At 65.6% G+C, this 25815-nt stretch carries 22 protein-coding genes; 15 read left to right on the top strand and 7 right to left on the bottom strand.

Going from position 1 to position 25815, the window contains the following annotated elements; all coding sequences use genetic code 11:
* The first annotated feature begins 62 nt into the window (after window positions 1–62).
* The 9 genes from GR316_RS08640 to GR316_RS08600 all read left to right on the top strand — a co-directional run bounded on the left by GR316_RS08640 (window position 63) and on the right by GR316_RS08600 (window position 10546).
* Entirely contained in the window at window positions 63–1754 is a 1692-nt protein-coding gene (locus tag GR316_RS08640; protein WP_211783542.1) for an amidohydrolase, read from the top strand.
* The gene (locus GR316_RS08635; protein WP_211783541.1) at window positions 1751–2635 is read left to right on the top strand and encodes a CobW family GTP-binding protein; all 885 of its coding nucleotides are present in this window, start codon (window positions 1751–1753) and stop codon (window positions 2633–2635) included. The genes GR316_RS08640 and GR316_RS08635 overlap by 4 nt, the downstream gene beginning before the upstream one ends.
* 80 nt (window positions 2636–2715) lie before the next feature.
* On the top strand, window positions 2716–4212 hold the full coding sequence (locus tag GR316_RS08630) for an aldehyde dehydrogenase family protein (protein WP_211783540.1): 1497 nt from the start codon (window positions 2716–2718) through the stop codon (window positions 4210–4212).
* A complete protein-coding gene (locus tag GR316_RS08625) occupies window positions 4209–4937 on the top strand; it encodes a sulfite exporter TauE/SafE family protein (protein WP_211783539.1) in 729 nt (242 codons plus the stop codon). The genes GR316_RS08630 and GR316_RS08625 overlap by 4 nt, the downstream gene beginning before the upstream one ends.
* 42 nt (window positions 4938–4979) lie before the next feature.
* The gene (locus GR316_RS08620) at window positions 4980–6536 is read left to right on the top strand and encodes an ABC transporter substrate-binding protein (protein ID WP_211783538.1); all 1557 of its coding nucleotides are present in this window, start codon (window positions 4980–4982) and stop codon (window positions 6534–6536) included.
* Between the two features lie 119 nt (window positions 6537–6655).
* Window positions 6656–7648, top strand: a complete 993-nt coding sequence (locus GR316_RS08615) for an ABC transporter permease (protein WP_211783537.1) — start codon at window positions 6656–6658, stop codon at window positions 7646–7648.
* 11 nt (window positions 7649–7659) lie between these two features.
* Window positions 7660–8568: an ABC transporter permease gene (locus tag GR316_RS08610; RefSeq protein ID WP_211783536.1), complete on the top strand. Its 909-nt coding sequence runs from the start codon at window positions 7660–7662 to the stop codon at window positions 8566–8568.
* Window positions 8568–9566, top strand: coding sequence for an ABC transporter ATP-binding protein (locus GR316_RS08605; RefSeq protein WP_211783535.1), 999 nt, complete (start codon window positions 8568–8570; stop codon window positions 9564–9566). The genes GR316_RS08610 and GR316_RS08605 overlap by 1 nt, the downstream gene beginning before the upstream one ends.
* Window positions 9563–10546, top strand: a complete 984-nt coding sequence (locus GR316_RS08600) for an ABC transporter ATP-binding protein (RefSeq protein ID WP_211783534.1) — start codon at window positions 9563–9565, stop codon at window positions 10544–10546. Before GR316_RS08605 ends, GR316_RS08600 begins: the two co-directional genes overlap by 4 nt.
* Before the next feature lie 70 nt (window positions 10547–10616).
* On the opposite strand, the gene GR316_RS08595 is transcribed toward GR316_RS08600, so the two are convergent.
* Window positions 10617–11990: an NAD-dependent succinate-semialdehyde dehydrogenase gene (locus tag GR316_RS08595; RefSeq protein ID WP_211783533.1), complete on the bottom strand. Its 1374-nt coding sequence runs from the start codon at window positions 11988–11990 to the stop codon at window positions 10617–10619.
* Window positions 11991–12165: 175 nt separating this feature from the next.
* Here GR316_RS08595 and GR316_RS08590 point away from each other — a divergent pair, with 175 nt between their 5' ends.
* From GR316_RS08590 to GR316_RS08570, 5 genes are all read left to right on the top strand, one after another.
* Complete coding sequence (locus tag GR316_RS08590) at window positions 12166–12594, top strand: MarR family winged helix-turn-helix transcriptional regulator (RefSeq protein ID WP_249218747.1); 429 nt, start codon at window positions 12166–12168, stop codon at window positions 12592–12594.
* A gap of 72 nt (window positions 12595–12666) precedes the next feature.
* Window positions 12667–13602 carry a GIY-YIG nuclease family protein gene (locus GR316_RS08585; RefSeq protein ID WP_211783532.1) on the top strand — a complete coding sequence of 312 codons (936 nt, stop codon included), beginning with the start codon at window positions 12667–12669 and terminating at the stop codon, window positions 13600–13602.
* A gap of 218 nt (window positions 13603–13820) precedes the next feature.
* Window positions 13821–14840 carry a TRAP transporter substrate-binding protein gene (locus tag GR316_RS08580; RefSeq protein ID WP_211783531.1) on the top strand — a complete coding sequence of 340 codons (1020 nt, stop codon included), beginning with the start codon at window positions 13821–13823 and terminating at the stop codon, window positions 14838–14840.
* The gene (locus GR316_RS08575; protein ID WP_211783530.1) at window positions 14837–15346 is read left to right on the top strand and encodes a TRAP transporter small permease; all 510 of its coding nucleotides are present in this window, start codon (window positions 14837–14839) and stop codon (window positions 15344–15346) included. The genes GR316_RS08580 and GR316_RS08575 overlap by 4 nt, the downstream gene beginning before the upstream one ends.
* Window positions 15347–15371: 25 nt before the next feature.
* Complete coding sequence (locus tag GR316_RS08570; protein WP_211783529.1) at window positions 15372–16658, top strand: TRAP transporter large permease; 1287 nt, start codon at window positions 15372–15374, stop codon at window positions 16656–16658.
* A 53-nt stretch (window positions 16659–16711) separates the two neighbouring features.
* On the opposite strand, the gene GR316_RS08565 is transcribed toward GR316_RS08570, so the two are convergent.
* Genes GR316_RS08565 through GR316_RS08555 form a run of 3 tightly spaced genes read right to left on the bottom strand, consistent with a single transcriptional unit; the run spans window position 16712 to window position 21300 of the window.
* Complete coding sequence (locus tag GR316_RS08565; RefSeq protein WP_211783528.1) at window positions 16712–19201, bottom strand: branched-chain amino acid ABC transporter ATP-binding protein/permease; 2490 nt, start codon at window positions 19199–19201, stop codon at window positions 16712–16714.
* A complete protein-coding gene (locus GR316_RS08560; RefSeq protein ID WP_249218746.1) occupies window positions 19198–20073 on the bottom strand; it encodes a branched-chain amino acid ABC transporter permease in 876 nt (291 codons plus the stop codon). The genes GR316_RS08565 and GR316_RS08560 overlap by 4 nt, the downstream gene beginning before the upstream one ends.
* 48 nt (window positions 20074–20121) lie before the next feature.
* Window positions 20122–21300, bottom strand: a complete 1179-nt coding sequence (locus tag GR316_RS08555) for an ABC transporter substrate-binding protein (RefSeq protein ID WP_211783527.1) — start codon at window positions 21298–21300, stop codon at window positions 20122–20124.
* 229 nt (window positions 21301–21529) lie between these two features.
* Here GR316_RS08555 and GR316_RS08550 point away from each other — a divergent pair, with 229 nt between their 5' ends.
* Window positions 21530–22192 carry a TetR/AcrR family transcriptional regulator gene (locus tag GR316_RS08550; RefSeq protein ID WP_211783526.1) on the top strand — a complete coding sequence of 221 codons (663 nt, stop codon included), beginning with the start codon at window positions 21530–21532 and terminating at the stop codon, window positions 22190–22192.
* Between the two features lie 35 nt (window positions 22193–22227).
* On the opposite strand, the gene GR316_RS08545 is transcribed toward GR316_RS08550, so the two are convergent.
* From GR316_RS08545 to GR316_RS08535, 3 genes are all read right to left on the bottom strand, one after another.
* Window positions 22228–23451: an amidohydrolase family protein gene (locus GR316_RS08545; RefSeq protein ID WP_211783525.1), complete on the bottom strand. Its 1224-nt coding sequence runs from the start codon at window positions 23449–23451 to the stop codon at window positions 22228–22230.
* Window positions 23448–25040 (bottom strand): amidase, encoded by a 1593-nt coding sequence (locus GR316_RS08540; protein ID WP_211783524.1) that lies wholly within the window; start codon window positions 25038–25040, stop codon window positions 23448–23450. Before GR316_RS08540 ends, GR316_RS08545 begins: the two co-directional genes overlap by 4 nt.
* A gap of 132 nt (window positions 25041–25172) precedes the next feature.
* The gene (locus GR316_RS08535) at window positions 25173–25580 is read right to left on the bottom strand and encodes a RidA family protein (protein ID WP_211783523.1); all 408 of its coding nucleotides are present in this window, start codon (window positions 25578–25580) and stop codon (window positions 25173–25175) included.
* Window positions 25581–25815 lie beyond the last annotated feature (235 nt).

Here is a 25815-nt window from a genome sequence, read left to right as displayed (position 1 = left end):
CTGTCTGCGCGGCGGCGCTGCCGACTAGTCTGATGCGACCGGACAGCAGAGGGGCCGCAGACATGACCGACACCATCCGGGTCATCCGCGCGAAACGCATTCACACCATGAGCCGCAACCGCCCGATCGCCACACATGCGGCGATCAGCGATGGACGTATTCTTGCGGTGGGCGATGCCGCCGATTGCGCGCGTTGGAACGTCGGTAAGATCGACGATCGGTTTGCGGACCGGGTGCTGATGCCGGGTCTGGTGGAGGCGCATGCGCATGCGATGGAGGGGGGCGTTTGGAAGGATCTGTTCCTTGGGTATTTCCGCCGCCATGCCCCCGATGGCCGTCTGGAGGGCGGGCTTGGCAGCCCCCGCGCGGTGATCGAGCGGTTGAAGGAGCGAGAGGCGCAGTTGGACGATCCAGATGCGCCCCTCTTGGCGTGGGGGTTCGACCCGATCTATTTCGGGGCGGCGCGCCTGACCCGTCTGGATCTGGACGAAGTCTCCACGACGCGCCCGATCCTGATCATCCATGCCTCGTTCCATCTGATGACGGTGAACAGCGTCGTCCTGATGCGCGGCGGCATGGACAAGGCCACCGGGGTCGAGGGCATCCTGCGCGATCCGAATGGGATGCCGACGGGCGAGCTTCGGGAAATGGCGGCGATGTTCATGGCCCAGAAGGTCGTGGGGGATGCCTTCGCGCTGCGCGACATCACGCCGGACATCCTTGGCCGCTTTGCCCAGTCGGCGGTCAATGCCGGGGTCACCACCTGCACCGACCTGCACCAGAAGCTGACCGAGGGGGTGGTCGCGGCCTATGTCTCCGCGACCTCGGACGAGGATTTTCCGCTGCGGTGCGTGCCGGCGCTGGCCGCGGTATCCATGCCGCCCGCCGAGGGGATCCGGCGGATGGAGGAGATACGCCGTCTGGCCAATGACCGGTTCCACCCCGGCCCCGTCAAGGTGATGACCGACGGGTCGATACAAGGGTTCTCGGCGCGGTTGAAATGGCCGGGCTATCACAACGGTGCGCCGAACGGCATTTGGAACATGCCCCCGGCGCAGTTGCGCGATCTGATCCGCGCCTACAACGCCGCGCGCATCCAGATGCATCTGCATGTGAACGGGGACCAAGCTTCGGAATTCGCGATCGACGTGCTGACGGGGGCCTTGGCCGATGCGCCTTTTCCGGATCATCGGCATGTGCTTCAGCACTGTCAGATGGCGGATGAAAGTCAGTTTCGCCGGATGGCGGCAACGGGCATCTGCGCCAACCTTTTCGCCAATCACATCTATTTCTGGGGGGATCAGCATCACGCCCTGACCATGGGGCCGGACCGGGCGCAGCGGATGGATGCCTGCGCGACGGCGCTGGCCTCGGGCGTGCCGCTGGCGATTCATTCCGACGCTCCGATCACGCCGCTGGCGCCGCTTTTCACCGCTTGGTGCGCGGTCAATCGGCGCACCGCGTCGGGCCGGGTGCTGGGCGCGGAGGAACGGATTTCGGTGCCCGAGGCGCTGCGGGCCATCACGTTGGGCGCGGCATGGCAATTGAAGCTCGATCACCTCGTCGGGTCCATTGAGGTGGGCAAATTCGCCGATTTCGCCGTACTGGAGGATGACCCGTTCGAGGTGCCGCCCGAGGCGCTGAAGGATATCCGCATCGCGGGCACCCTCGTGTCGGGCCGTTTCCACGCCAGCCGCATCACGGGCGCGCCGCCGGTCCCCATGGCGCTGCCGACGGCCGAGGTGCGGGCATGAGCGGCGCCGTCCCGGTCACCGTCGTCGGGGGTTTCCTCGGGTCCGGCAAGACCACGCTGATGAACCGCATCCTTGCCGCCGCGCCGCCGCGGACGGCGGTTCTGGTCAACGATTTCGGGGATCTCAACGTCGATGCCGGACTGATTGCCTCGGCGGATGATCTGACCTTCGAACTGTCGGGGGGATGCATCTGCTGCTCCATGGCGGAAGGTATCGGGCCGGCATTGGACCGGGCGCTGGCGAGCGGCCCGAAAGCGATCCTGATCGAGGCGTCGGGCGTGGCCGAGCCCCGCCGCATCGCCGAATTCGCCCTGCTGGACCCAGCGCTGAGCCTGCATCTGGTGATCGTGCTGGCCCATGCCGCCGAATTGCCCGGTCTGCTCGACGATCCGCTCGTGGGGGATACGGTGGTGCGGCAGTTCGACGGGGCGGATCTCGTGCTGCTCAATCATGCGGATGCGGCGGGCGAGGCGCTGGTGTCCAAGGCGGCGACGGCCCTCAGGCGCATCGCACCGGGCCGCCCGGTGGTGCGCACCTCCCATGCCGCCCTGCCGCCCGAACTTCTGGCATTGCCGGGGCGCGGCCTGACGGTCGCACCGCCGGTTCCCGACGGGCGGCACGAAGACGTCTTCAGTCGCAGCCGCCTTGATTGGGAGGCGCCTTTGGATGCGGCAGAGCTCGAGCGCGCTCTGGGCCGACTGCCGCGCAGCCTCTTGCGGCTGAAGGGCTGGGTGGCGCTGCAAGGGGGGGCGGCCTTGCTGCAATATGTGGCGGGCCGCTGGACGCTCACCCCCGGGGATGCGCCGCATTCCGGTACGCGCCTTGTCGGTATCGGCACCGGACCCGCCCATGATCTGGCGACGCTGTTGGCCCTTGGCTGAGCGGCGATGTCCCTCTGGCCCCATCGGAAACCCGATGCTGGCCCATGCAATCGAAACCATCCGCGCGGAAAGTGACGTTCATGACAGAACACAGCCCCTCCCTTCAGATCGATCCGGTCACCGCCATCCGCAGCCTCGCGGGTCAGAACCTCATCGGTGGCCGCCGCGTCCCGTCCGCCCGGCGGTTGCCCGTGCTGAACCCGGCCACCGGCACGCAGCTGGGCGACGCGGCGGATGCCGGCGCGGTGGAAACGGATGCGGCCGTCGCCGCGGCGCGCGGCGCCTTCGACGCTTGGGCGCGAACGCCCGCCCGGACCCGTGGCAAGGCCGTCGCCGCCGCCGGCCGCGCCCTCGCCGAGCAATCCGAGGCCATCGCGCGGATCCTTGCGATGGAAACCGGCAAGGCGCTGCGCACGGAATGCCGCGGGGAAGTCGCCGTGGCGGCGGATCTGCTGGAATTCTACGGGGGGCTCGGTTCGGAGCTGAAGGGCGAGACGGTGCCCTACAACCCGCGCATGCTGACCATGACGATCCGGGAGCCGTTGGGCGTCGTCGCGGCGATCCTGCCATGGAACGTGCCCTTGGTTCTCATGATGCTGAAAATCGGCCCGGCTCTGGTTGCGGGCAACACCGTGGTCGTCAAGGCTTCGGAGGAGGCGCCGTTCGCCACGCTGCTCTGCGCCGAGATTCTGGCCGCGCACCTGCCGGAGGGCTGCGTCAATGTCGTCTGCGGTACCGGCGCGGATTGCGGCGCCGTGCTGACCGCGCATCCCGACGTGGCCAAGATCAGCTTCACCGGGTCCGAAGCGGTGGGGCAGGCGGTCTACGAGGCGGGCGCGAAACGGATCGTGCCGGTCAGTCTGGAACTGGGTGGCAAATCGCCGATGATCATATGCGCCGATGCCGACCTCGATCGGGCGGTCGAAGGCGCGCTTTCGGGGATGCGGTTCACCCGTCAGGGGCAAAGCTGCACCGCGGCTTCGCGCATCTACGTCCATGCCGATCTGAAGGACGCGTTCCTTGCCAAGATCGGTGCCCGGCTGGACGCGATGGTGATCGGCGATCCGCTCGATGAGGCGACGGAGATCGGCACCATCATCAACGCGCGTCAGGCCGCGACCATTCGCAGATATGTCGCGATGGCCGAAAAGGTCGAGGATGCGGAGATCCGCCGTTACGGCCGTCTGCCCAAGGGCGGCGCCATCGTGCCCGACCTGTTCGAGCAGCCGACCCTGATCTTGGGATTGCCGGAGGATCACCCCTGCGTGCGCGAAGAGATCTTCGGTCCGGTCGCCGTGGTGCAGGTATGGCAGGATTACGACGATGTCATCGCCCGCGCCAATACGAGCGGTTACGGACTGGCTGCGACGATCTGGACCCGCGATCTGAACACGGCGCTGGATGCGACGGCGCGGCTCGATGCCGGGTATGTACAGGTCAACCAGAACCTGACGATCCAACCCAACGTGTCTTATGGGGGGTTCGGTCGTTCGGGGCTTGGCAAGGAAGCGTCCCTCGAGGCGATGACCGAGCATTTCACCCGCAAGAAAACCATCGTCATGAACTTCGACGGATGATCGTCACGGGGCTCCTCCTGGCGGCCGTGTTCGCGGCGGCCGTCTTGCGCGGGCTGACCGGCTTCGGCTTTGCCATGGCCGCCGTGCCGGTGATGAGCCTCGTGGTTGCGCCGGCCCGGGCGGTCGCCATCGCCATCGTGCTGCAATGCCTTATCGGGATGCGCGATGTGGTTGCGATGCATCGGCTGCTCGATCGCCGGGCGCTTGCGCTGCTGACGCTGGGGGCCGTGGTCGGCACCCCGGTGGGCATCTGGGGGCTGACGCATCTGCCTGCGGATACGATGCGCGTCGTCCTCGCGGTGCTGGTCGGCTGCGGGTTTCTTGCGCTGCTGACGAAGCTGCGCCTGCCGGACGGCCCCGGTCCGGCGCTCGGTGCCGGTTTGGTGGCGGGGCTGTTCTCAGGGTTGGCGGCGATGCCCGGCCCCCCGGCCATCGCTTATTTCCTGGGCCGGACGCAGGCGGCGGACCGGACGCGGGCATCGCTGATGGTGTTCTTCTTCCTGACATCGCTTCTGGCGCTGCCCGGCCTCTTCTGGGCGGGTGAACTGACGCGCGAGGCGGTGCTGACGGCCGTTCTTGCCCTGCCGGTTCTCCTTCTGGGGACATGGGCGGGCAGCCTCGGTTTTCACAGGCTCGGAGACGGCGGCTACAGAACCGTCGCTCTGATCCTTCTGGCCGCTATGGCCGTTCTGACCGGAGCCCGCGGGCTGTCCGGCATGACCTGACGCACGACAAAAACGACACACGACATGGACAGGGAGTCCCAGATGAAATTCCTCCGATCCACCGCCCTCGCCGCTCTTCTCGGTGCCGCCGCGGTCGGCGCTTCTGCCGAGGAAACGCTGATCGTCGGCACCGTCAACACGCCCAGCAACCTGAACGGCGCGATCCAGTCGGGCATCGCCACGGCCATGGTCTCGACCCAGATATTCGCCTCGCCGCTGCGCTATGACGCCAATTGGAACCCGCAGCCCTATCTGGCCGAAAGCTGGGAGACGTCCGAGGACGGGCTGACCGTCACCTTGCATCTGGTGGAGGGCGCGACGTTCCACGATGGCACGCCGGTCACTGCCGAAGATGTCGCCTTCTCCATCGAGACGGTGAAGGAGAACCACCCCTTCACGACCATGCTGGCGCCGGTCACATCCGTCGATACGCCCGACGACCGCACCGTGGTGATCCATCTGAGCCATCCGCATCCGGCGCTGCTTCTGGCGATGTCGCCGGTGTTCCTGCCGGTCCTGCCGGAGCATATCTATGGCGAAGGGCCGATCCGCGAGAATCCCGCCAACCTCGCGCCGATCGGATCGGGGCCGTTCAAATTCGTGGAATATACCAAGGGCGAGGTCATCCGTCTGGAGAAGAACGAGGACTTCTTCCTCGAGGGGTATCCCAAGCTCGACAAGGTGATCTTTCAGATCTTCTCCGACGAGCCGAACCTGACGCTGGCGATGGAACGCGGCGATGTCGATTACGCGCCGTTCCTGTCCGATGTGCGCACCATCCAGCGGCTGGACAAGGCGGAAGGCGTCTCGATCACCACCGAAGGCGGGGATGGCATCGGCCCGATCAACTGGCTTGCCTTCAACACCAAGCGCGCGCCCTATGACGACAAGCGGGTGCGTCAGGCGATCGGCTACGCAATCAACAAGGATTTCTATCTGAACCGGCTCTTGGGCGGCTACGCCCACGACCAGACGGGCCCGATCATCAATTCCTCGCCGCTGTCGACCGATGACGTCAATCACTACGACTTCGATCTCGCCAAGGCCGAGGAGCTTCTGGACGAGGCCGGTCTGGTGCCGGATGCCGATGGAACGCGCTTCACCATGGTCGTCGATTACAGCCCCGGCAGCGTGGATACCGGGCGCAATTTCGTGGAATACCTGCGCTCGCAGCTGCGCCAGATCGGCATCGACGTGGAGGCGCGGCCCTCGCCCGATTTCCCGACTTGGGCACAGCGGGTCGGCAACTGGGACTTCGACGTGACGCAGGACGCGGTGTTCAACTGGGGCGATCCGGTGATCGGCGTGAACCGGACCTATATGAGCGACAATATCCGCAAGGGTGTGATCTGGTCCAACACGCAGCAATATTCCAACCCGAAGGTGGATGAACTGCTGACCGCGGCCGCCACGGAAACCGATCCGGCCAAACGCGCCGCGCTCTATGCCGAGTTCCAGAAGATCGTCGTCGAGGATGCGCCCGTGATCTTCCTGTCGGACCTTCCTTATACCGAGGCCTACAAGGACGGGCTCGAAGGGCTGCCGACCACCATCTGGGGCCCCGCCGCTCCGTGGGATCAGATGCATTGGGCCGAATGATCCGCCCTGCGTGATCCACGATCCGAAGGCCGCCGCCTTCGGATCGCCCCCGGAACCCAGCGGGCTTTTGCGCCACCTTTGGTCCGCGCAGGCCCCGCCTACCGAAAGGGATCCCCGAGATGCCACCCCTGATGTCCCGCTTCCTGTCCTTTGCCGGCTTGCTTCTGGCCGTCGTCGTCCTGAATTTCCTGCTGATCCAGCTGGCCCCCGGCGATCCCGTATCGGTCATCGTCGGCGAGATGGGCGGCGCCTCGGAGGAGGTGATTGCGGCCATGCGCGCGGAATACGGGCTCGACAAGCCCGTGGTGGTGCAGCTGGCCATATATATCGGCAAGATTCTGACCGGGAATTTCGGCTTCTCCTATTATTTCCGGGAGCCGGTTCTGACGCTGATCCTCGATCGCCTTCCGGCCACGATCATTCTCGTCATGGCGTCGGTGCTGATCTCCGTCACGCTGGGCACCCTGATGGGCATCTATTCGGCGCGCCGCCCGCGCGGGATCCTGAGCCACCTCGTCACGATCTTCTCGCTGGCGGGGTATTCGGCGCCGGTGTTCTGGACCGGGCTGATGCTGCTGATCCTCTTCGCCTCCACCTTCCCGATCTTTCCCGTCTCGGGGATGACGAATGTGCGGGGCACCGACGGGGTGGTCGCTCATATGCTCGATGTGGCGCATCATCTGGTGCTGCCCGCCGTCACTTTGGCCTCGATCTACATCGCGCTCTATTCGCGGCTGGCGCGGGCCTCGATGCTGGATGTGCTGGGCGCCGATTACATCCGCACGGCGCGGGCCAAGGGGCTGTCCGAACGGCGCGTCATCTATGGACACGCCTTGCGCAACGGGCTGATCCCGGTCGTCACCATGGTCGGCCTTCAGATGGGGCAGCTGATGGCCGGCGCCGTTCTGGTGGAGACGGTGTTCAACTGGCCCGGCCTCGGGCGCCTTGCCTATGAAAGCATCCTGCGCCGCGATTATCCGACGCTTCTCGCCATTCTTTTCTTCTCCGCCATGCTGGTGATGGTCGCCAACATCCTGACCGATCTTGCCTATGCCCGGATCGACCCGCGCATCGGCACGCGTCGTCGCAAGCGCCGCGGAGCGAAAACATGAAGGACCTGTCCATGACCGCAAGGCCGGAAGCCACTCCTGTCCCGCCAGCCGCCGTGACCGCACCGGAGATCGCAAAGCCTGCGCATCCGGCGCGGGAGTTCCTCTCGGCCTTTGGTCGCAATCAGTCCGCGCTGCTGGGGCTGGGCCTGCTCTGCGCGGTCATCGCGCTGTCGCTGGCCGGACCGTTTCTCTACGACGTCGATCCCTATGCGATGATCGACATGCCCTTCGTGCCGCCGGGGGGGGAATATGCGCCCTTGGGCACGGATTATCTTGGCCGCGACATTCTGGCCGGGATCATCGCGGGCGGTAAGGCGACGCTTCTGGTCGGGGCCTCATCCGCCGTCATCGCAGTGATCATCGGCATCGTGACCGGAAGCCTTGCCGGCTATTTCGGCGGGCGCATCGATGCGGTGCTGATGAAGATCACCGAGTTCTTCCAGATCCTGCCCACGATCCTGCTGGCCATGCTGCTTGTGTCGATATTCGGCGCCCATCTGACGACGATCGTCTTTGCGATCGGCATCGTCAGTTGGCCGCAAGTCGCACGTTTGGCTCGGGCCGAGTTTCTGCGAATCCGCAAGCTCGACTATGTCAACGCCGCCCGTACGGCCGGCGCGCGCAACGGATACCTGATCTTCCGCGTCATCCTGCCCGCGGCGCTGCCCCCGCTGGTGGTGGCGGCGGGGCTGGCCGTGGGATCGGCGATCTTGTTCGAGGCGGGGCTGTCCTTCCTCGGGCTCGGCGATTCCAACACCATGTCCTGGGGGCTGATCATCGGGCAGAACCGCAACTACCTACTGGATGCGTGGTGGACGGTGACATTGCCCGGCGTGGCGATCTTCGTCACGGTTCTGGCGATCTCGCTGGTCGGAGACGGCATCAACGACGCACTGAACCCCAAGCTGCGGAGGCGCTGATGGATCCCTATCTGAAGATCGAGAACCTCGCCGTCGAGGTCGGCACCGGCCGCACCGCGCACCGCGTTCTGGATGGCGTATCGCTGTCGGTCCGTGCGGGGCAGACGCTTGCGGTGGTCGGCGAGTCGGGCTGCGGCAAGTCGATGACCGCGCTGGCCACCATGGGTCTGTTGCCCGACCGGTTCCGCATCGCGGGGGGAAGCATCCGCCTTGGCGACGAGGAACTGACGAAGGCGCGTCCGGCACGCATGCGGCAACTGCGCGGCAATGCCATTTCGATGATCTTCCAAGAGCCGATGACATCGCTCAATCCGCTGATGACGGTGGAGCGGCAGATCGCCGAGGTGGTGGAGCTTCATCAGCGCAAATCCGGCCCTGAGGCCCGCGAGATCGCGCTGGAGATGCTGCGCGCGGTTCAGATACCCTCGCCGGCGGAACGGTTGGAAGCCTATCCGCACGAGCTTTCGGGCGGGATGCGGCAGCGGGTGATGATCGCCATCGCGCTGGCCTGCCGCCCCAAAGTCATCATCGCCGACGAGCCGACGACCGCCCTCGATGTGACGGTGCAGGCGCAGATCTTCAAACTGCTGCGCGAATTGCAGATGCAGACGGGGACCGCGATCCTGCTGATCACCCACGATCTCGGCTCCGTCGCGGAAATGGCCGACGAGGTGGCGGTCCTCTATGCGGGCAAATGCGTCGAAACCGGGCCGGTGCGCGCGATCATGGATGCACCGTCGCATCCCTATACGCGCGGGCTGATGTCCTGCACCCCGCGTCTGCGGCTGGGCCGGGCGGCCCGCCACTCCGAGGCGGTATCGCTGGGCGAGATCCCGGGCATGGTTCCGCCGCTCGGACGGTTTCCGAAGGCATGCCGTTTCGCGCCCCGCTGCGCGCTGGCCGACAGCCGCTGCACCACCGAGGCGCCGCCCTTGGCGGCGACGGGTCCCGATCACGGTGCTCTTTGCTGGCACGCAAAGGCGGAGGTGTTCGCATGAAGAACCTGCTCGATGTCCGCAACCTCAAGGTTCACTTCCCGCTTGCGGATGGACGGACCGTGCATGCGGTCGATGGTGTCGATTTCCGCGTGAACGAAGGCGACAGCTTCGGCATCGTCGGCGAAAGCGGGTCGGGGAAATCCACGACCGCGCAGGCGCTGATGCGGTTGGTCGATCCGGCCGAGGGGGCGATCCGGCTTGGGCCGGACAATCTGTCCGGCCTCCGGGGCGAGAGTCTGCGCGCCGTGCGCCGCAACATCCAGATGGTGTTTCAGGACCCCTATTCCTCGCTCAATCCGCGGCTGCGCGCGGGCGATGCGGTGCGTGAGCCGTTGGATCTGATGAACCTTTTCCCGCGCGCGGAACACGACGCCCGCGTCGATGCGCTGTTCAAGGCCGTCGGCCTGCATCCCGATGCCAAGAAGCTGTTTCCGCATCAGTTCTCGGGGGGGCAGCGGCAGCGGTTGTGCATCGCCCGCGCGATGGTGACGGAGCCGAAGCTGGTGGTCTGCGATGAGCCCGTCTCGGCCTTGGACGTGGCCATTCAGGCCCAGATCCTGAACCTTCTGCGCACCCTTCAGCGGGACAAAGGACTGACCTATGTCTTCATCTCGCACGATCTGGCGGTGGTGCAGCACATCTGCACCCATGTCGCGGTGATGTATCTGGGGGAGTTCGTCGAGACCGGCCCGGTCGAGGAGATCTTCAGCAGCGCCCGGCATCCCTATACTTGGTCGTTGATGGCCTCGGCGCTAAGCCCCGATGGGCGGCGCGGGGAGGAGCGTTTCACCGTGACCGGAGAGCCGCCTTCGCCGATCGACCCGCCGAAGGGCTGCCGTTTCGCGGGCCGGTGCCCGTTCGCCGTAGAGCGTTGCCGCGCGGAGAAGCCGGAGATGCATGCGTTCAGCAACGGTCATAAGGTGGCCTGCCATTTCGCCGGTACGCTGACTCCCCCCATCGCAGAGCTTGCTCAGGCCTGATGCGGCCGTCACCGCCATGGCATAGGGGGGCTGGAAAACCAGCCCCCCTATCGGTCGTCATCTGCCGCGATTACGCGAGATAGATCGACTTCACGTTGACGAATTCCTTCATCCCGAAGCCGCCATGTTCGCGGCCATGGCCGGAATCCTTCGTGCCGCCGAAGGGCATGTTCGGGATCGCGATGCTGTAACCGTTGATCGAGATCATGCCGGTGTCGAAGTGCTTGGCCGCCAGTTCCCGCGCGCGCGCTTCGTCCTTGGAGAAGATGCCGCCACCAAGGCCGTACCGGCTGTCATTGGCGATGCGGAGCGCGTCGTCGTCATCCTTGGCGCGGATGATGGATGCGACCGGGCCGAACAGCTCGTCGTCATAGGCGGGCTGACCCGGTGCCACATCCACCAGAACGGTGGCGGGATAATAGGCGCCCTTGCGGTCGGGAATGCTGCCGCCGACGATGGCCCGCGCGCCCTTCGCAACGCTCTCGTCCACTTGGCTCGCGAGTTTGTCGCGCAGATCGTCGCGCGCCAGCGGGCCGAGCTTCGTCGCCGTGTCCGTCGGATCGCCCATGGTGATCGCGCTCATCTTCTCGGCATAACGTTCGACGAAGGCATCGTAGTTCTTCTCGGTGATGACGAAGCGCTTGGCGTTCACGCAGGTCTGGCCGTTGTTGTAGATCCGGCCCTGCACGCACGCCTCGACCGCGACATCCAGATCGGCATCGTCCAGCACGATATACGCGTCGTTGGAACCGAGTTCGAGCACGGTCTTCTTCAGATGCTTGGCCGCCGTGGCGCCCACGGCGCGGCCCGCACGGTCGCTGCCCGTCAAGGTCACGCCGCGCACCAAACGGTTCGCGATGACCTTGTCCGACTGGTCGTGATCGATCAGCAGAACCGTGAACAGATCCTTCGGAAGGCCCGCCGCCTCGAACACCTCTTTCAGGAACAGGCCCGATCCGGTGCAGTTCTCGGCATGTTTCAAAAGAACGCCGTTGCCGGCCATCAGGTTGGCGATGGCATAGCGCACCGCTTGATAGCAGGGGAAGTTCCAAGGCTGGATGCCATAGATCACGCCTTGGGGGGCATAGCTGACGACGCCCTTGCCGCCCGGAATGTCCCGTTCCTCGTCGGCCAGCGCCTTCGGGCCGGTTTCGGCGGTGAAATCGCAGATCGCGGCGCAAAGATCGACTTCCTGCCGGCTGTCGCCGATCAGCTTGCCGACTTCGCGCGTCATGAGGGCCGCATAGGCGTCCTTCCGGTTCACGAGTTCCTTGCCGATGGCCCCGATGACCTTCGCCCGTTCCTCCAGCGGTTTCAGTCGCCAATCGAGGAAAGCCGCGTAGCAGGCCTGAATGGCCTGTTCCGCTTGCGCATCGGTCATCATGTCATAGGTTTCGATCGGCTCTTCCGTGGCCGGATTGATGGTCGTGATCCGGTTGGTCATGATAGTCTCCGTTGGGTTCTTGCATATGCGTCTGCATCCCAACGCAGAGCGGAGGGAAAGTTTCCTTGCACCCGATAACATTGTGCGCAATCTGATTGAGCAGATCGTGATCGCAGGGCAAAACCTGCGCTGCACGCAGACGAAGGGGGCGGGCATTTCGATGACGGACACGGCCATGACGAACGATCTCGCACTCGACCGGCAGGTGTGTTTCCCGCTCTATGCGGCGTCGAACCTGATCGGGCGGCTCTATCGGCCGGTTCTTGGCCCGCTTGGTCTGACCTACCCGCAATACCTCGTGATGCTGGTCCTGTGGGAAGCCGCGCCGCAGAGCATCGGCAGCATCGGGGCGCGCTTGCATCTCGATAGCGGTACACTTACCCCGCTGATCAAGCGGCTCGTCCAGAACGGTCTGGTGACGCGGGATCGCGATCCGTCGGATGAACGACGCGTGCTGATCTCGCTGACCGAAGCGGGGCGGGCCCTGCGGGAGAAGGCGGCGATCGTCCCGAACGCGCTGGCGGCGGATCTGCAGATGTCGGGCGAGGAATTGGCGCAACTGCGCGACGCCGTGCATAATCTCGTGCGTGTCATCGGTGGGTAACGTCATGCAAGGGCTGGCTTCGGCGGTACCGCTTGCGGCATGGTGAAGGGGATAGTCGAATAAGGGACGACCATGCACGCGGATGATGTTTTCGGGCGTACGATTCAGTTGTTTCTCGTGGATGGAAAGCCAACGGGCCTACGGAAAGCGACGATCCATGGCTGGACCGGCTTTGTCTTCATCAGCGGCGCTTCGGCCTTCGGCGATCTGACGGCGCGTGCCGAAGTCGACCGGACGGGCGTGTACATCCTCTCTGGGCCGGACCCCGATCAGGCCGGGGCCGTGCGGGTCTATATCGGTTCGGGCAACTCTGTGGCAGAGCGGATCCGGCAGAGCGCTTTGAAACGGGATTTCTGGGAAACCGCGATGACCGTCACCACCAGCGATGACGATCTGTCGAAAGGTCATGCCGAGTATCTGGAGGCCCGCCTGATCGAGATGACCGCGCAGGCGGGACGTGTCATCCTCGATAACGGGACGCAGCCGGAAACAGGGCGTCGGAGGCTGCCAGAAGCAGACCGCGCCAATATGGAGCAGTTTCTGGCCAATCTGAAGATCGTGCTCCCCGTGATCGGCTTCGATATGCTGAAGCCGCAGCCAAAAGCCGTCACAGCGACGCGTCAGCCGATCGAAGAGCGGACGCGCGGGGATGTGCAATTCGAGATCCGCCACAAGAGCGGCGTGAAAGCGAACGCCGTAGAGGAGGAGGGGGAGTTCATCATCCTCGAGGGATCGCAGGCGCTGACCGATACCGGATATGCGCAGCAGGGTTATGGAAAGCTGAAGGAGAAACTCGTCTCCGATGCGGTGCTCGTCGCCGATGGGCCGGGGAAGCTGCGCTTCGTGCGGCCGTGGCCGTTTTCCAGCCCTTCCGCAGCTGCCGCTGTGGTTCTGGATCGCAACAGCAATGGTCGTATCGAGTGGAAGCTAAAGGGTTCGGCGCAGACTTATCACGATTGGCAGGAAAGCGCGGCGGGGTCGTCACGTCTGGCCGAGCGGGACGACTGAGGCCGGATTCTTTGCACCATCTGATGCTGTTCGTTTCCGGGGGCTGGCGCGAATAGGCGCGCCCCGTTCGCCCCATGCCCACGGATCGGGCATCATGCCTGCGCGGTGATCAAATCGTCGGCGGCTTGAGGCCTTGTATACAAGCGAACGTTTACAATGGCGGGTGGGTTTGCAAGCGTTCACTTGCAAACAACACGAGATCCAACAGGAGAGCCAACATGCCCGCCCGCCTTTCGATCCTTTCCGGGGTGGCCACCGGCCTTGCCCTTGCCGGATACCTTGCGGCGTCCGGGGCTGCGATGGCGCAGCAGGTGCTCAAGCTTCATCACGACCTGCCCGAAGACAGCGCGCAGCACGAAGGCGCCCTGAAATTCGAAGAGCTGGTGGAGGCCCGCACGAACCACGCCATCGACGTGCAGATCTATGCCAACAACGCGCTTGGCGATGATGTGGAGGTGGCCCAGCAGATGCAGTTCGGCGCCGTTCAGGCTGCGCCGATCCCGACCGCCAAGCTGTCGAACTTCGCGCCCTCGCTCCAGTTGATCGATCTGCCGTTCCTGTTCCCCGACCGCAACACCGCCTATTCCGTGCTGGATGGAAAGGTGGGGCAATCGATCCTCGACGATCTCTCGGACGCGGGCTTCGTCGGGGCGTCCTTCTGGGAATCGGGCTTCAAGCAGCTGACCTGCGACAAGGCCGTCACCGCGCCTTCCGATCTGCAGGGCGTGAAGGCCCGCGTGATGGAAAGCCCCCTGTTGATCGCCCAGTTCGAAGAGATGGGCGCAACGGCGATCCCCATCGCCTTCTCCGAGACGTATTCCGCGCTGCAGCAGGGCGTCGTCGATTGTCAGGAAAACCCCATCGTTTCGATCCTGAACATGAAGTTCTACGAGGTTCAGGATTACATGATGCTGTCCAATCACGGCTATCTCGGCACGGCGTTCATCTTCTCGAAGGTGTGGTTCGACACGCTGGATGCCGATACGCAGCAGATCCTGCTGGAGGCGGCCAAGGAGGCCGGTGATTTCCAGCGCGCCCGTTCGGCAGAGCTGGAGGCCGGCTATCTCGACCGTATCCGCGAGGCGGGCACCACCGATATCGTCACCCTGACGCCCGAACAGCTTTCGGTGTTCGCGGATGCGATGGAACCCGTCCATGCGGCCTTTGCCGACAAGATCGGCCCCGATCTGGTCGCCGAGGCCAAGGCCGAGGTTGCGAGCCTGCGGAGCGGTCAGTGACACTGCGGCATATCGCACGGGGCGCCGACAGGATACTGTCGGCGCTCGAGGCCGTTCTGCTGATCGCGCTTCTGGTTCTGTCGGTGGCGGTGCTGATCGCGGACATCGCGCTGCGCGTCTTTGCCAATGTCGCGCTGCCTTGGGCGGCCGAGGCCACGCGCTATGCCATCGTCTGGATGGTGTTCATCGGGGGCAGTCCGGCGGCGCGCAAGGGTGCCCATATCAGCATCGACGCCCTGACCGAGACGCTGCCCGCCCGCCATGGCCTCCGGCTCGTCCGCGCCACGCTTCTCGCCTCTGCGGCCGGGTGCGCGGTGCTGGCGTGGTATGGTTGGCAGCTTGTCCGGCAGATGATGATGTTCCATCAGCGCTCGCCCTCGCTCGAATGGCCGATGTGGATGGTCTACCTCGCCCTTCCGATCGGGTTCGCCCTGATGGCGCTGCGTTTCGCGCAGGTGGCGGCCTCTCCGCCCAGTGCGGCCGACCGCGCCGCCCTGATGTCCTGACCTCCCCCTTCCAAGGCCGCCCCTCATGCTTCCCAGCTTCACCGCCGTCCTGCTTGCCCTTCTGATCCTTGGCCTGCCGATCTTTCTGACCTTGGCGCTGCCCGTGCTGGGGTTCCTGGCGCTGACCACGCCGACGCCGCCGGTTCTGGTCATCCAGCGCCTGTTTTCCGGCATCGACAAATTTCCCCTGATGGCGATCCCGTTCTTCATCCTTGCGGGCAATCTGATGGCGACGGGCGGGCTGTCGCGGCGGCTGAACCGGCTGGCCATCGCCTTGGTGGGGCCGATGCCGGGCGGGCTTGCCATGACCTCGGTGTGCAGTTCGATGTTCTTCAGCGCCATCTCCGGCTCCAGCCCCGCCACGGTGGTCGCCGTCGGCAAGCTGATGCTGCCGACGATGACCGAGGCGCGCTACAGCAAGCCCTTCTCGATCGGGCTGCTGATGGGGGCGGGATCGCTCGGCATCGTCATTCCGCCGTCGATCTTCATGATCGTCTATGGCTCGGTCACGGGGGTGTCGATCGGCGCGTTATTCATGGCCGGGATCGGCGCGGGGCTGGTATACGGCGCGGCGTTCCTGCTCGTCACCTATGTCTATGCGCGGATGAAGGGCCTTGCGGGCACCGGCGGCTGGTCGGGGGCGGAAATCCTGTCGGCCCTGCGCGACAGCGCGTGGGGGCTGGCGATCCCGTTCATCGTGCTCGGCGGCATCTATGGCGGGCTGTTCACCCCGACCGAGGCCGCGGCCGTCACCGTGGCCTATGCCGCCTTCGTCACCCTTGCGATCTACCGCGAGATGGACCTGCGGGGGCTGCGCGATGTCTTGATGGATTCGGCCATCACCACGGCACAGGTCATGATCATCGTCGCCAGCGCGTCGGCCTTCGCATGGTATCTGACGACCTCGGGCTTCGGCATGGCGGTGCAGTCCATGCTGGCGGGGATCGGGACCGACCGTCTGACCGTGCTGATCGCGATCAACGCCGTCGTGCTGGTGGCGGGGATGTTCCTCGATCCCAATTCGATCGTCATCATCCTCGTGCCGTTCCTCTATACGGTGGCGACGGCGGCGGGCATCGATCCGGTGCATCTGGGCGTGATGATCGCCGTCAACGCTGCCATCGGGATGTTCACGCCGCCGCTGGGGCTGAACCTCTTTGTCGCGGGCAGTCTCGGCATCACCTACCGTCAGGCGGCGGTCGGATCGCTGCCCTTTATCTTCGTGGCGCTGGCGGCGCTGGTTCTGATCGCGCTGGTTCCCGAAATCAGCCTGTGGCTGCCGGCGCAGATCTATCCCGGCATCGGGGAATGATCGGGGCGTATCGCGGGGGCACCGAGGCGATCCCCCGCGATACGCCGCCGCCCTCAGGAGGCGGCGGCACCCAGATAGGCCTCGTCCAGCGTGCGGTCGCTGCGGATCGCGGCCGCCGTTCCGGCGGAGACGATGCGGCCATCGGCCAGCACATAGGCATGGTCGGCGATGGACAGCGCCATATCGGCCATCTGATCGACCAATAGGATGGTGGCCCCGGCATCGCGCAGATCCGACAGCCCGTCATAGAGCTCGCGGATGATCGCCGGGGCAAGGCCAAGCGACGGTTCGTCCAGCAAGAGGACATCGGGCCGCGAGATCAGGCCGCGCGCGATGGCCAGCATCTGCTGCTCCCCGCCCGAAAGCAGCCCCGCCCGCTGTTCGGCCCGCTCGCGCAGGCGCGGATACCGGTCGAGCATCTCCTCCACCGCCGCGTCGAGATCCTCGGGCGGTCTGCCATAGGCGCCGAGGCGGATGTTCTGGATCACGCTCAGATCGCCGAAGACCTGACGCCCCTCGGGAACGAGCGCGAGCCCCTGCCGCGCCAGCCGGTTCGCCCCATGGCCGGACACATCCGCGCCGTTCAGCAGGATGCCCCCCTCGACGGGCCGGTGCAGGCCCGCCAGCGCGCGCATCAGCGTCGTCTTGCCCGCGCCGTTCGGGCCGAGGACGGCCACCAACTCTCCGCGCCGCACCTCCAGATCGACCTCGCGCAGCACATCCGCCGCGCCATAGCCGCAGCGAAGGCCACGCGTCGCCAGGACCGGCGCGATCCCAGGCGGGCGCGGGGCGGCGCGTGCGCCCGCAGTCTCCGCCCGCTCCCCCAGATAGGCGCGCCGCACCTTCGGATCGGTGCGGACCATGTCCGGCGGGCCTTGGGCGATCAGCCGGCCCGCATCCAGCACGACGACATGATCGGAGATGGACATGACGAGGCCCATGTCATGTTCGATCAAGAGCACGCCGATTCCGGCCTCGGCGATGGTCTGGATGGTCCGCGCCAGCGTCCGGGTGTCTTCCTCGCTCAGGCCCGCTGCGGGTTCGTCCAGCAGCAGCATGGCCGGATCGAAGGCCAGCGCCCGCGCAATCTCCACCAGACGGCGGTCGACATGGGCAAGGGACGCGGCCTCGGCGTGCAGATCGCCGCGATAGCCGACGAAGGCCAGCAAGGCGCGGGCGCGCGCGATCCGTTCGGGGCTGGCGAGCCGGGCCGCGATGGCGCCGAACCCCGCGCGCCCGCCCGTCATGGGCACGAGCACGTTTTCCAGAACGCTCAGCTTTTGGAAAAGCTGCGTCGTCTGATAGGTGCGCGCGATCCCGGCGCGGGCCACGACATGCTGCGCAAGGCCGTCGAGCCGCGCATCTCCCAGACGGACGCTGCCGCGCGTCGGTCGGTAGATGCCGGTGATCAGGTTCAGGGCGGTCGTCTTGCCCGCGCCGTTCGGCCCGATCAGGCTGGTGACGCGCCCCGTCTGGGCGGTGAAGCGGACCCCGTCCACCGCCTTCAACCCGCCGAACTGGATCGACAGATCCTCCACCACGAGGGGGTTCGGACCCGGATCGCGGATCAGTTTTCCGGCGGGCAGGGCGTCGGCATCGGTCGGAACATCGCGCGCCTTGCGGGGCGGGATCAGTCGCGCCGCCGCGCCGACGATGCCACTCGGTGCCGCCGTCAGCACGAGCAGCAGCAGAAGCCCGATGAAGAGCAGCCGGTATTCGGCCAGCCACGAAAACGCCTCGGGCAAGAGCACGACCACGGCGGCGCCGAAGATCGGCCCCAAGGTCCGGTCCACGCCGCCGATCATCACCACCAGAAGGAAGAGGATCGATTCGAAGAACGGAAAACTCTCGGGGCTGACGAAGGCCGACAGGACCGCATAGACACCGCCCGCGACCCCGGCAAAGACCGCCGACACGGCGAAGGCGACCACCCGGAGCCGTACCGGGTCGAGCCCCAGCGACTGCGACGCGATCGGCGCCTCGCGCAGGGCCCGGAGCGCGTGGCCCCAGACGCTGCGGCTGAACATCGCGTAGAACAGCACCGACAGCACCGTGAGCCCGAGGATCAGCACGGCGATGCCGCGGGGGCGCAGGCTTTCCCCCAAGAGGCGGGGCGGCGCGATCCCCATGATGCCGTTCCAGCCATTGGTCAGCCAGTCCATCTCGGCCGCGCCCTGTTCGACGATGAAGCCGAAGGCGATGGTGATCATCGCAAGATAGGGCCCCCGGACGCGCAAGGCCGGGATCGACAGAAGGGCACCGACCGCGCCGGACAGAAGACCCGCGGCGGGCAGGGCGAGCCAGAAGCTCCACCCGTATTGCCCGGTCAGGATGGCGACGGTGTAGGCCCCGAGGGCATAGAACCCCACATGGCCGAGCGAGATCTGCCCCGTCATCCCGACGAGGATGTTCAGCCCGACACCGACGATGGCCGTCAGGCCCATGATCGACAGAACGAACAGTTGATAGCCGTTGCCGACGAGGATGCCCGCCGCCGCAAGGAGGGCGCAGGCAAGGCCGGTCAGAAGCGTTGCGTGTTTCAAACCTTCACCGCCTCCGCACGGCCGAACAGCCCCTGAGGGCACAGAGCAAGGACCACGATCACCAGAGAGAAGGCCGCGATCTGCGTATAGGCGGACCCGAAGGTCGCCGTGATCACCTGCTCGGCGACGCCGTAGAGGATGCCGGCGAACATCACGCCCCATGGGCTGGTGATGCCGCCGAGGATCGCGACCGCGAAGGCCTTGATGCCGAACAGCGTGCCCATCGTGGACGAGATCGTGAAGAGCGGTGCGATCAGCACCCCCGCCACGCCCGCGTAGATCCCCGAAATGGCAAAGGAGGCCGACACCGCGATGCCGACGTTGATCCCCATCAGGCGCGCGGCCCCTTCGTTCTGAACCACGGCCAGCATCGCCAGCCCGTGGCGCGTCCGGCGGGAGAAGTAGCTGAGCGCGAAGGCGAGGCCGAGGCCCACCACCGGGATCAGAAGCTGCTGCAACTGCACGCGCACGCCTAAAAGATCGACGGTGGAGGAGGTGAGCCATGTCGCGGGCAGGCCGCGCGGCTCCCGTCCGAAGGTGAACAGGACCACGTTGTCGAGGATGATCCCGAGGGCGACCGTCGCCATGAGCCATGCCTCGGACCGGCGCCGGACGAAGGGGCGGACGGCGATGCGCTCCACCACGACGCTCCAGACGCCGCTGGCCAGGATGGCTGCGGCGATGGCCAGCGGGGCAGGCCATCCGAGCGTGATACAGAAGGTGAAGCACAGCACGGCCGAGAGCATCATGGTCGAGCCCTGCGAGAAGTTCACCGTGCGCGAGACGACGAAGGTGACATAGAAGCCGAGCGCCAGCAGCCCGTACATGCTGCCGAGCGCGATGCCGGAAATGACGGCGGAGAAGAAGATCATGATGGAATTCCGGGGATAGGGGCCCTGCGGGGGGCAGGGCCGTCCGTGTCAGTTCGCCGGCACGATCTCATCGCCGTCATAGCGGACCATGACGTAATCGTCCGGGCTCAGCGCGTCGTGCTCGGTGGCGCTGAAGGGGCTGTCATAGGTCTTGATCAGCCCTTCATAGGGGGCGTCGAGGGTTTCGAGGGCGGTGCGGATCGCGTCGCCATCGGTGGAGCCGGCCTGCTCGATCGCGCGGGCCAGAAGCTGCATCGCGTCATAGGCGTTGGCCGTGCCCACCGGCGCGAAGATGTCCGCAGGGCCGGAGATGTCGGGATAGCGCGATTTCAGGGCGTCCATCACCGCCTCGCCCTTTTCGGTCTGATCGCCGTAGAAGCTGAAGGTCTGCACGAAATGCGCGTCCCCCGCCGTGGGTCCGGCCAGTTCCGGGAAGCGCCCGCCCGAAATGCCCCAATGCGACACGACCGGCACATCCCAACCCATCCGTTCGCGCGATTTCATCATCTGTGCGCCGGGCGGCGCATTCGTGACCAGAACGATCGCCTCGGCCCCGGCGTCGCGCAGGCGCGAGAGCTGCGGCGACATATCGACATCGGCGTTCTCGAACTTTTCGGTGCCGACGATCTCCACCGCGTCGTTCGCCGCGTCGGCGGCTTCGAGGCCCTCTTCGTTCGATGCGCCCCACGAGTTGTTGATGAGCATCAGGCCGACCTTGGTCGCGTCGAATTCGGTGTTGGCATAATCCAGCAGCTTCACATCCACGAGCGTGTCGATGGCCGAGACGCGGAAGACGTAGTTCGGGTCCGCGCCGTTCTGCGTGATCCCGGTCGCGGCGGCCCAGACCGAGATGAAGGGCGTCGCTTCTTGATTGGCGAGCGGGGCGATGGCCAGCGATACCGGGCTGTCGATCCCGCCGAAGAAGGCGGCGACATCCTCGTTGTAGATCAGCTCGCGCGCGGCGGTCAGGCCGCGGGGCGGGGTCGATTGGTCATCGCGCGACACCAGTTCCACCATCCGGCCGCCCAAGAGGCCGCCGCCGGCGTTGATCTCGTCGATCGCGACGGTCAGCCCGCGGGTGATCGCCTCGCCTGATTGGGCGGATGCGCCCGACAGCGCCGCGACCAGACCGACCTTGATCGGGTCCTGTTCCTGTGCGACCGCGAAAGGTGCAAGAGTGCCGAAGGCGGCAGCAAGAAGGGTGGTTCGAAGAGTGGGATGTGCCATTTGTCGCGCTTTCCTGTAAGCACGCTGCACGGCCTTTCGAAAGGCGCTTCAGCTGCGTGCAATATGAAAGTAAGAGTTCACATACATAGAAGTCCGGGGATTCCGGCGCGGGCGCCAGCGGTTTTTCAGGGGAAACCCGCCGCACAGGGCAACCATGGCGCGGGATGTCCACAAAACCGTCGACCCGGCCCCCGGATGCGACATTTTTCGGCGCAAGAAAGGCGAACCCATGCGTGATACCGATTCCGAGGAGGGGCAGAAAACGCCGCGCAAGCGCGACGCCGCCGCCACGCGCAAACGCATTCTAGACGCCGCCCGCGAGGATTTCGCCGAGCACGGTTTCACCGGCGCGCGCGTGGACCGCATCGCCAACGCCTCCGGGGCGAATGTGCAGATGATCTACCGCTATTTCGGCAGCAAGGACGAACTCTATCTGGCCGTGCTCGCGGATATCTATGTCCGCATCCGCCAGCATGAACAGACCTTCGATCTGACGGCGAAGGCGCCGCTGGACGGCATCCGGCAGTTGGTGGAATTCACCTATGACTACATGCGCGATCACCCGGAATTCGTGGCGCTGATCCGCAGCGAGAACGTGTCGGGCGGGCAATTCGTCCGGCGGCTGCCGATCGTGTCGGAATCCACGCAATCGCTGATCGGCGCGCTGACGAACCTGCTGGAGCGGGGGTATGAGAGCGGCGACATCAAGGTGAAGATCGACGCCAAGCACCTCTATGTGACGATCCTGTCACTGTGCATCGTGCATCAGTCCCAGCGCAGCACGCTATCCGTGATGCTGGAGGAGGATCTGGGCGCGCCGGAATGGCTGGATGTGCAGCGGCGTATCGCGGTGGATGTCGTGCACCGCTATCTGTCGGCCGACCGGACCTGATCGGGCGGGGGCCGCAGGGTGCGGCCCCGGCATCGTCAGTGGGGGCGGTGCATCTCGGCCGGCGCTCGCGTGACGGTCCGCCGCCCGCGTTTGAACACGTCAAGGACGGGGGCGAGTTCGGCGACCGCCGAGACCGGGTTGTCGCTGTCGAGGATGCAGAAATCGGCCGTGTTGCCGACCGCGATGCCGTAATCCTTCAGGTTCAGGAGCCGGGCGGACCGCGTCGTGACCATGTTGAAGCATTCCTCGATATCGGCCGCCGAACCGATATGGCAGATATTGGCGTTGAGGTTCGCCATCCGCACCAACGAGCAATCGCCGAAGGGGGTGAACGGGTTCAGCACGTTGTTGGTCGAGAGCGAGCAGTTCACGCCGTGATGCAGCAGCTTGTGGCTGTGGGTCACGCCGCGGGGATGGCCGCATGTGGAATCCCGGCCCATCAGGAAGAGATCGGTCGACGGCAGCACCGTCAGCGCCACCCCCGCATCCGCCAGACGTTTGGCGGATGCGGTGAAGCGGCCCGGATCGGCAAAGGCGAGTTTGGTCGCATGGCCGATGGCAACGCGCCCGCCATAGCCGAAACGGTCGGTCAGCGCGCAGACATATTCCAGATCCAGTTGATCCGCCGATGCGCCGAAATCCAAATGCATGTCGATATCGACATCGAAATCCCGCGCCATCTCGAACACGCGGTCGATCTGGCCCTGCGGATCGCTGTCGGTATAGGGCGCGGCACCGACGACGCGGGCCCCGCGCGTCAGCGCCTCGACCATCAGGGTGTCGGTCCCGGGGTTGTTCAGCAGGCCTTCTTGGGGAAAGACGCAGATCTCGATGTCGATGGCCCAGCGATATTCCTCGATCAGCGCCAGAACCCCGTCGAAACCCCGCATGCCGATGCCGGGATCGACCTCGACATGCGTGCGCATATGGGTCGTGCCCTGAAGGATCGCCTTTTCCAGCGTGCGTTTGGCGCGGGTGTAGACATCCTCGGCGGTGAAGGCCGTCTTCACCCGCGCGACCTCTGCGATCGCTTCGGGCAGATCGCCCTTGCGGGAGGAGCAGCGGTCCACGATGCAGGATTTGTCGAGGTGGATATGCGTTTCGATGAAGCCGGGGGCGATGAGACGGCCCTTGGCGTCGATCTCTTCGCCGGTGGCGGAAAGGTTCGGCGCGATGGCCGCGAATTTTCCGTTCTGCACGAGGATGTCGACCGCCGTCTCGGCACCCGGCAGGCGCGCATTCCTTACAATCGTGTTCATCTGTCGGACACCTCTGGTTGCGGCATGATCGAACGGGCCATCTCGTGGACGAAGCGCAGCATCGTGCGGTCGTTGTTCTGGGCGCCGATGATGGAGAGGCCGATCGGCCCGCCCGGCAACTGCCCAAGCGGCATGTTGATCTGGGGCAGACCGGCAAGGCCAGCGATGCACAGAAGCTGAAGGGCCTTGTTGCGGAAATCTTCCAGTTCCGTGGCCGACTGACCAAGGAGGGGCGCGATATCGGGCACGGTGGGAAGGACCAGCAGCGTATCCTCGGCGCAGAGGTCGCGGATGCGGGCCGTGAACTCCGCCCGCAGGGCGCGGGCCTGCGCGAATTCCTCCGCCGTGATGCCGGAGGCCCAGACGAACCTGTCCGCGATGCCGGGGCCGAATGTTGGCTGATGGGCGCGGATCCACCCGCCGAGCTGTTCCCAGATCTCATATCCCTGATGATAGCGGAAGGCGGTGGCCAAAGGCGTCAACCCGTCCGGGCAGAGCGTGACATCCGTCATTGGCAGCCCGCGCAGCGCCGAAAGGCCCGCCTCCAGCGCGCTGGCTGCCTCTGGCGCCAGAAGCTGCATCCCATCGCGCAGCACCAGAATGCGGCGGATGCGGTGAAGGTCCTGCCGGGGCAGAAGGCAGGTGCCGACATCGCGGAGCAATTCGGGATCGGCAGCGAACCATCCGACCGAGTCGAAGCTGGGCGCGAAGGGCATCGCGCCGTCCATGGGGATGACGCCATGCGTGGGCCGCATCCCCCAAACCCCGCAATAGCTTGCCGGAACGCGAACCGAGCCGCCGGTGTCGCTGCCGATCGCGAAATCTACCAGCCCCCCTGCCACGGCCACCGCCGATCCGCTGGAGGAGCCGCCGGGTATCCGGCCCTTCGCCGCCGGGTTCACCGGGGTGCCGTAATGCCAGTTCTCGCCGTTCAGGCTGTAGGCCAGCTCGTCCGTATGGGTCTTGCCGATGCATGTCGCGCCCTCGCGCAGCACCGCATCGACGCAGGAGGCGTTGCGCGGGGACGGGGCGGCCTGCTCGCGCCGCAGGGGATGGCCGCAGCCGGTCGAAAGGCCCTTCACGTCGAAGATGTCCTTCACGCCGAAGGTTCGGCCCGCCAGCCGTCCCGCAAAGCCGCCGCCGATCGTCGTCCGGGTGCCGGGGACGAAGGCGTCGAACGGATCGGGCGCTGGGGTGGTTTTCGCCCCGGGCGCGTCATCCATCCATGACACATGCGCGCTGATCACGCGCCATCCTTCGGGGAAACGGGCCCATGTCTGGGACTGACGCCCGGTCCGCAACTCCCCCTCGCGGCGGAATTCGAGATTGGCGATGGCAAGGTCGTCGCCGATCGTCGTGATGGCGCGGCGGGTGACGGTGCGGGCGATCCCCTTGGCATTGCGCCCCTTGCGGAACGCAAGGATCTCGTCCTGACCATAGAGGCATTCGGTCGCGCCATAGCGCACCGTATGCGCGCTGTCCCAGAACATGCGGTCCAAGGTGTCCACATCGTTCCCGACCAAGGCCGCTTCGTAGTCGTCGACCAGCTTGGTCACGGTCGCCAATGTCTCGGCCTTGTTCAGTGTCACGGTGCAGCCCTTACGTCAGTCCGGTTGATGGTGATGACTGTTAGTAAGTGTTTACTTTATTCAGGGAGCATAGGCGGTCAAGTTTTTTTGGTGCCGTTTTGTTGACCGCTTTGGGGTGGCGGGGCTGCGGCGTCAGGCCGGAACGCTCACCACCATCTCGACCTCCAGTTTCAGGTCCGGCGCGGCCAGTGCCGTGACGCCGACACCCGTAAGGCTTGGCTGCGCCCCATCGAGAAAGGCGCCGATCTTGGCCATGACGCTATCTAGTGCCCCTTGATGCAGGTCCGTCATGTAGATCCGCATCTGCACGATCCGGTCGGGGCGGGCGTTCAGCGCCGTCAGCGCAAGGGAGAGGTTCTCGATCACGATGTCGGCCTGTTCGGCGATATCGCCCGGCACCGGCCCGCCATCCCGCCGCCATGCGACCTGACCGGACACGAAGGCAAGCGGCCCCGGCGGCACCACCGTGATCTGCGAATAGCCCGCGCGCCCCGCATCGGGCAGCGATGTCGGGTTCATACGGCTGAGTGAGAGGGTCATGACAAATCCTTCGGGGTTCTTGGCCGGCGGACGGCACGGCGCCCGCATGATACACGGCCCAAGCGACGGGGCGGTGACACGGCTGCGCCCATCCGTTCCAAGCATTATCAATGGGTTATTGCCCGCCGATGGTGATCCCGGCCCGAATGGGTTAGAGGATGGGGACTCGGACCCGCGCTCTGCAAGGGTGCGTTACTCGACCATAGCTACAAGCAACAAGGGATACCCCAGCGAT

The sequence above is a fragment of the Falsirhodobacter algicola genome (genome assembly GCF_018279165.1).
GTDB lineage: Bacteria > Pseudomonadota > Alphaproteobacteria > Rhodobacterales > Rhodobacteraceae > Falsirhodobacter > Falsirhodobacter algicola.
Note: the sequence above shows the minus strand (reverse complement) of the source record. Positions and strands in the feature narration are given on the sequence as shown.

What these genes read in the sequence shown, in the direction of transcription:
- GR316_RS08580 (WP_211783531.1), top strand. Translation starts at nt 13,821, where the DNA reads ATGCCCGCCCGCCTTTCGATCCTTTCCGGGGTGGCCACCGGCCTTGCC.
- GR316_RS08545 (WP_211783525.1), bottom strand. Translation starts at nt 23,451, where the DNA reads ATGAACACGATTGTAAGGAATGCGCGCCTGCCGGGTGCCGAGACGGCG.
- GR316_RS08585 (WP_211783532.1), top strand. Translation starts at nt 12,667, where the DNA reads ATGCACGCGGATGATGTTTTCGGGCGTACGATTCAGTTGTTTCTCGTG.
- GR316_RS08610 (WP_211783536.1), top strand. Translation starts at nt 7,660, where the DNA reads ATGACCGCAAGGCCGGAAGCCACTCCTGTCCCGCCAGCCGCCGTGACC.
- GR316_RS08600 (WP_211783534.1), top strand. Translation starts at nt 9,563, where the DNA reads ATGAAGAACCTGCTCGATGTCCGCAACCTCAAGGTTCACTTCCCGCTT.
- GR316_RS08615 (WP_211783537.1), top strand. Translation starts at nt 6,656, where the DNA reads ATGCCACCCCTGATGTCCCGCTTCCTGTCCTTTGCCGGCTTGCTTCTG.
- GR316_RS08535 (WP_211783523.1), bottom strand. Translation starts at nt 25,580, where the DNA reads ATGACCCTCTCACTCAGCCGTATGAACCCGACATCGCTGCCCGATGCG.
- GR316_RS08555 (WP_211783527.1), bottom strand. Translation starts at nt 21,300, where the DNA reads ATGGCACATCCCACTCTTCGAACCACCCTTCTTGCTGCCGCCTTCGGC.
- GR316_RS08640 (WP_211783542.1), top strand. Translation starts at nt 63, where the DNA reads ATGACCGACACCATCCGGGTCATCCGCGCGAAACGCATTCACACCATG.
- GR316_RS08635 (WP_211783541.1), top strand. Translation starts at nt 1,751, where the DNA reads ATGAGCGGCGCCGTCCCGGTCACCGTCGTCGGGGGTTTCCTCGGGTCC.
- GR316_RS08590 (WP_249218747.1), top strand. Translation starts at nt 12,166, where the DNA reads ATGACGAACGATCTCGCACTCGACCGGCAGGTGTGTTTCCCGCTCTAT.
- GR316_RS08570 (WP_211783529.1), top strand. Translation starts at nt 15,372, where the DNA reads ATGCTTCCCAGCTTCACCGCCGTCCTGCTTGCCCTTCTGATCCTTGGC.
- GR316_RS08630 (WP_211783540.1), top strand. Translation starts at nt 2,716, where the DNA reads ATGACAGAACACAGCCCCTCCCTTCAGATCGATCCGGTCACCGCCATC.
- GR316_RS08595 (WP_211783533.1), bottom strand. Translation starts at nt 11,990, where the DNA reads ATGACCAACCGGATCACGACCATCAATCCGGCCACGGAAGAGCCGATC.
- GR316_RS08550 (WP_211783526.1), top strand. Translation starts at nt 21,530, where the DNA reads ATGCGTGATACCGATTCCGAGGAGGGGCAGAAAACGCCGCGCAAGCGC.
- GR316_RS08605 (WP_211783535.1), top strand. Translation starts at nt 8,568, where the DNA reads ATGGATCCCTATCTGAAGATCGAGAACCTCGCCGTCGAGGTCGGCACC.
- GR316_RS08560 (WP_249218746.1), bottom strand. Translation starts at nt 20,073, where the DNA reads ATGATCTTCTTCTCCGCCGTCATTTCCGGCATCGCGCTCGGCAGCATG.
- GR316_RS08625 (WP_211783539.1), top strand. Translation starts at nt 4,209, where the DNA reads ATGATCGTCACGGGGCTCCTCCTGGCGGCCGTGTTCGCGGCGGCCGTC.
- GR316_RS08620 (WP_211783538.1), top strand. Translation starts at nt 4,980, where the DNA reads ATGAAATTCCTCCGATCCACCGCCCTCGCCGCTCTTCTCGGTGCCGCC.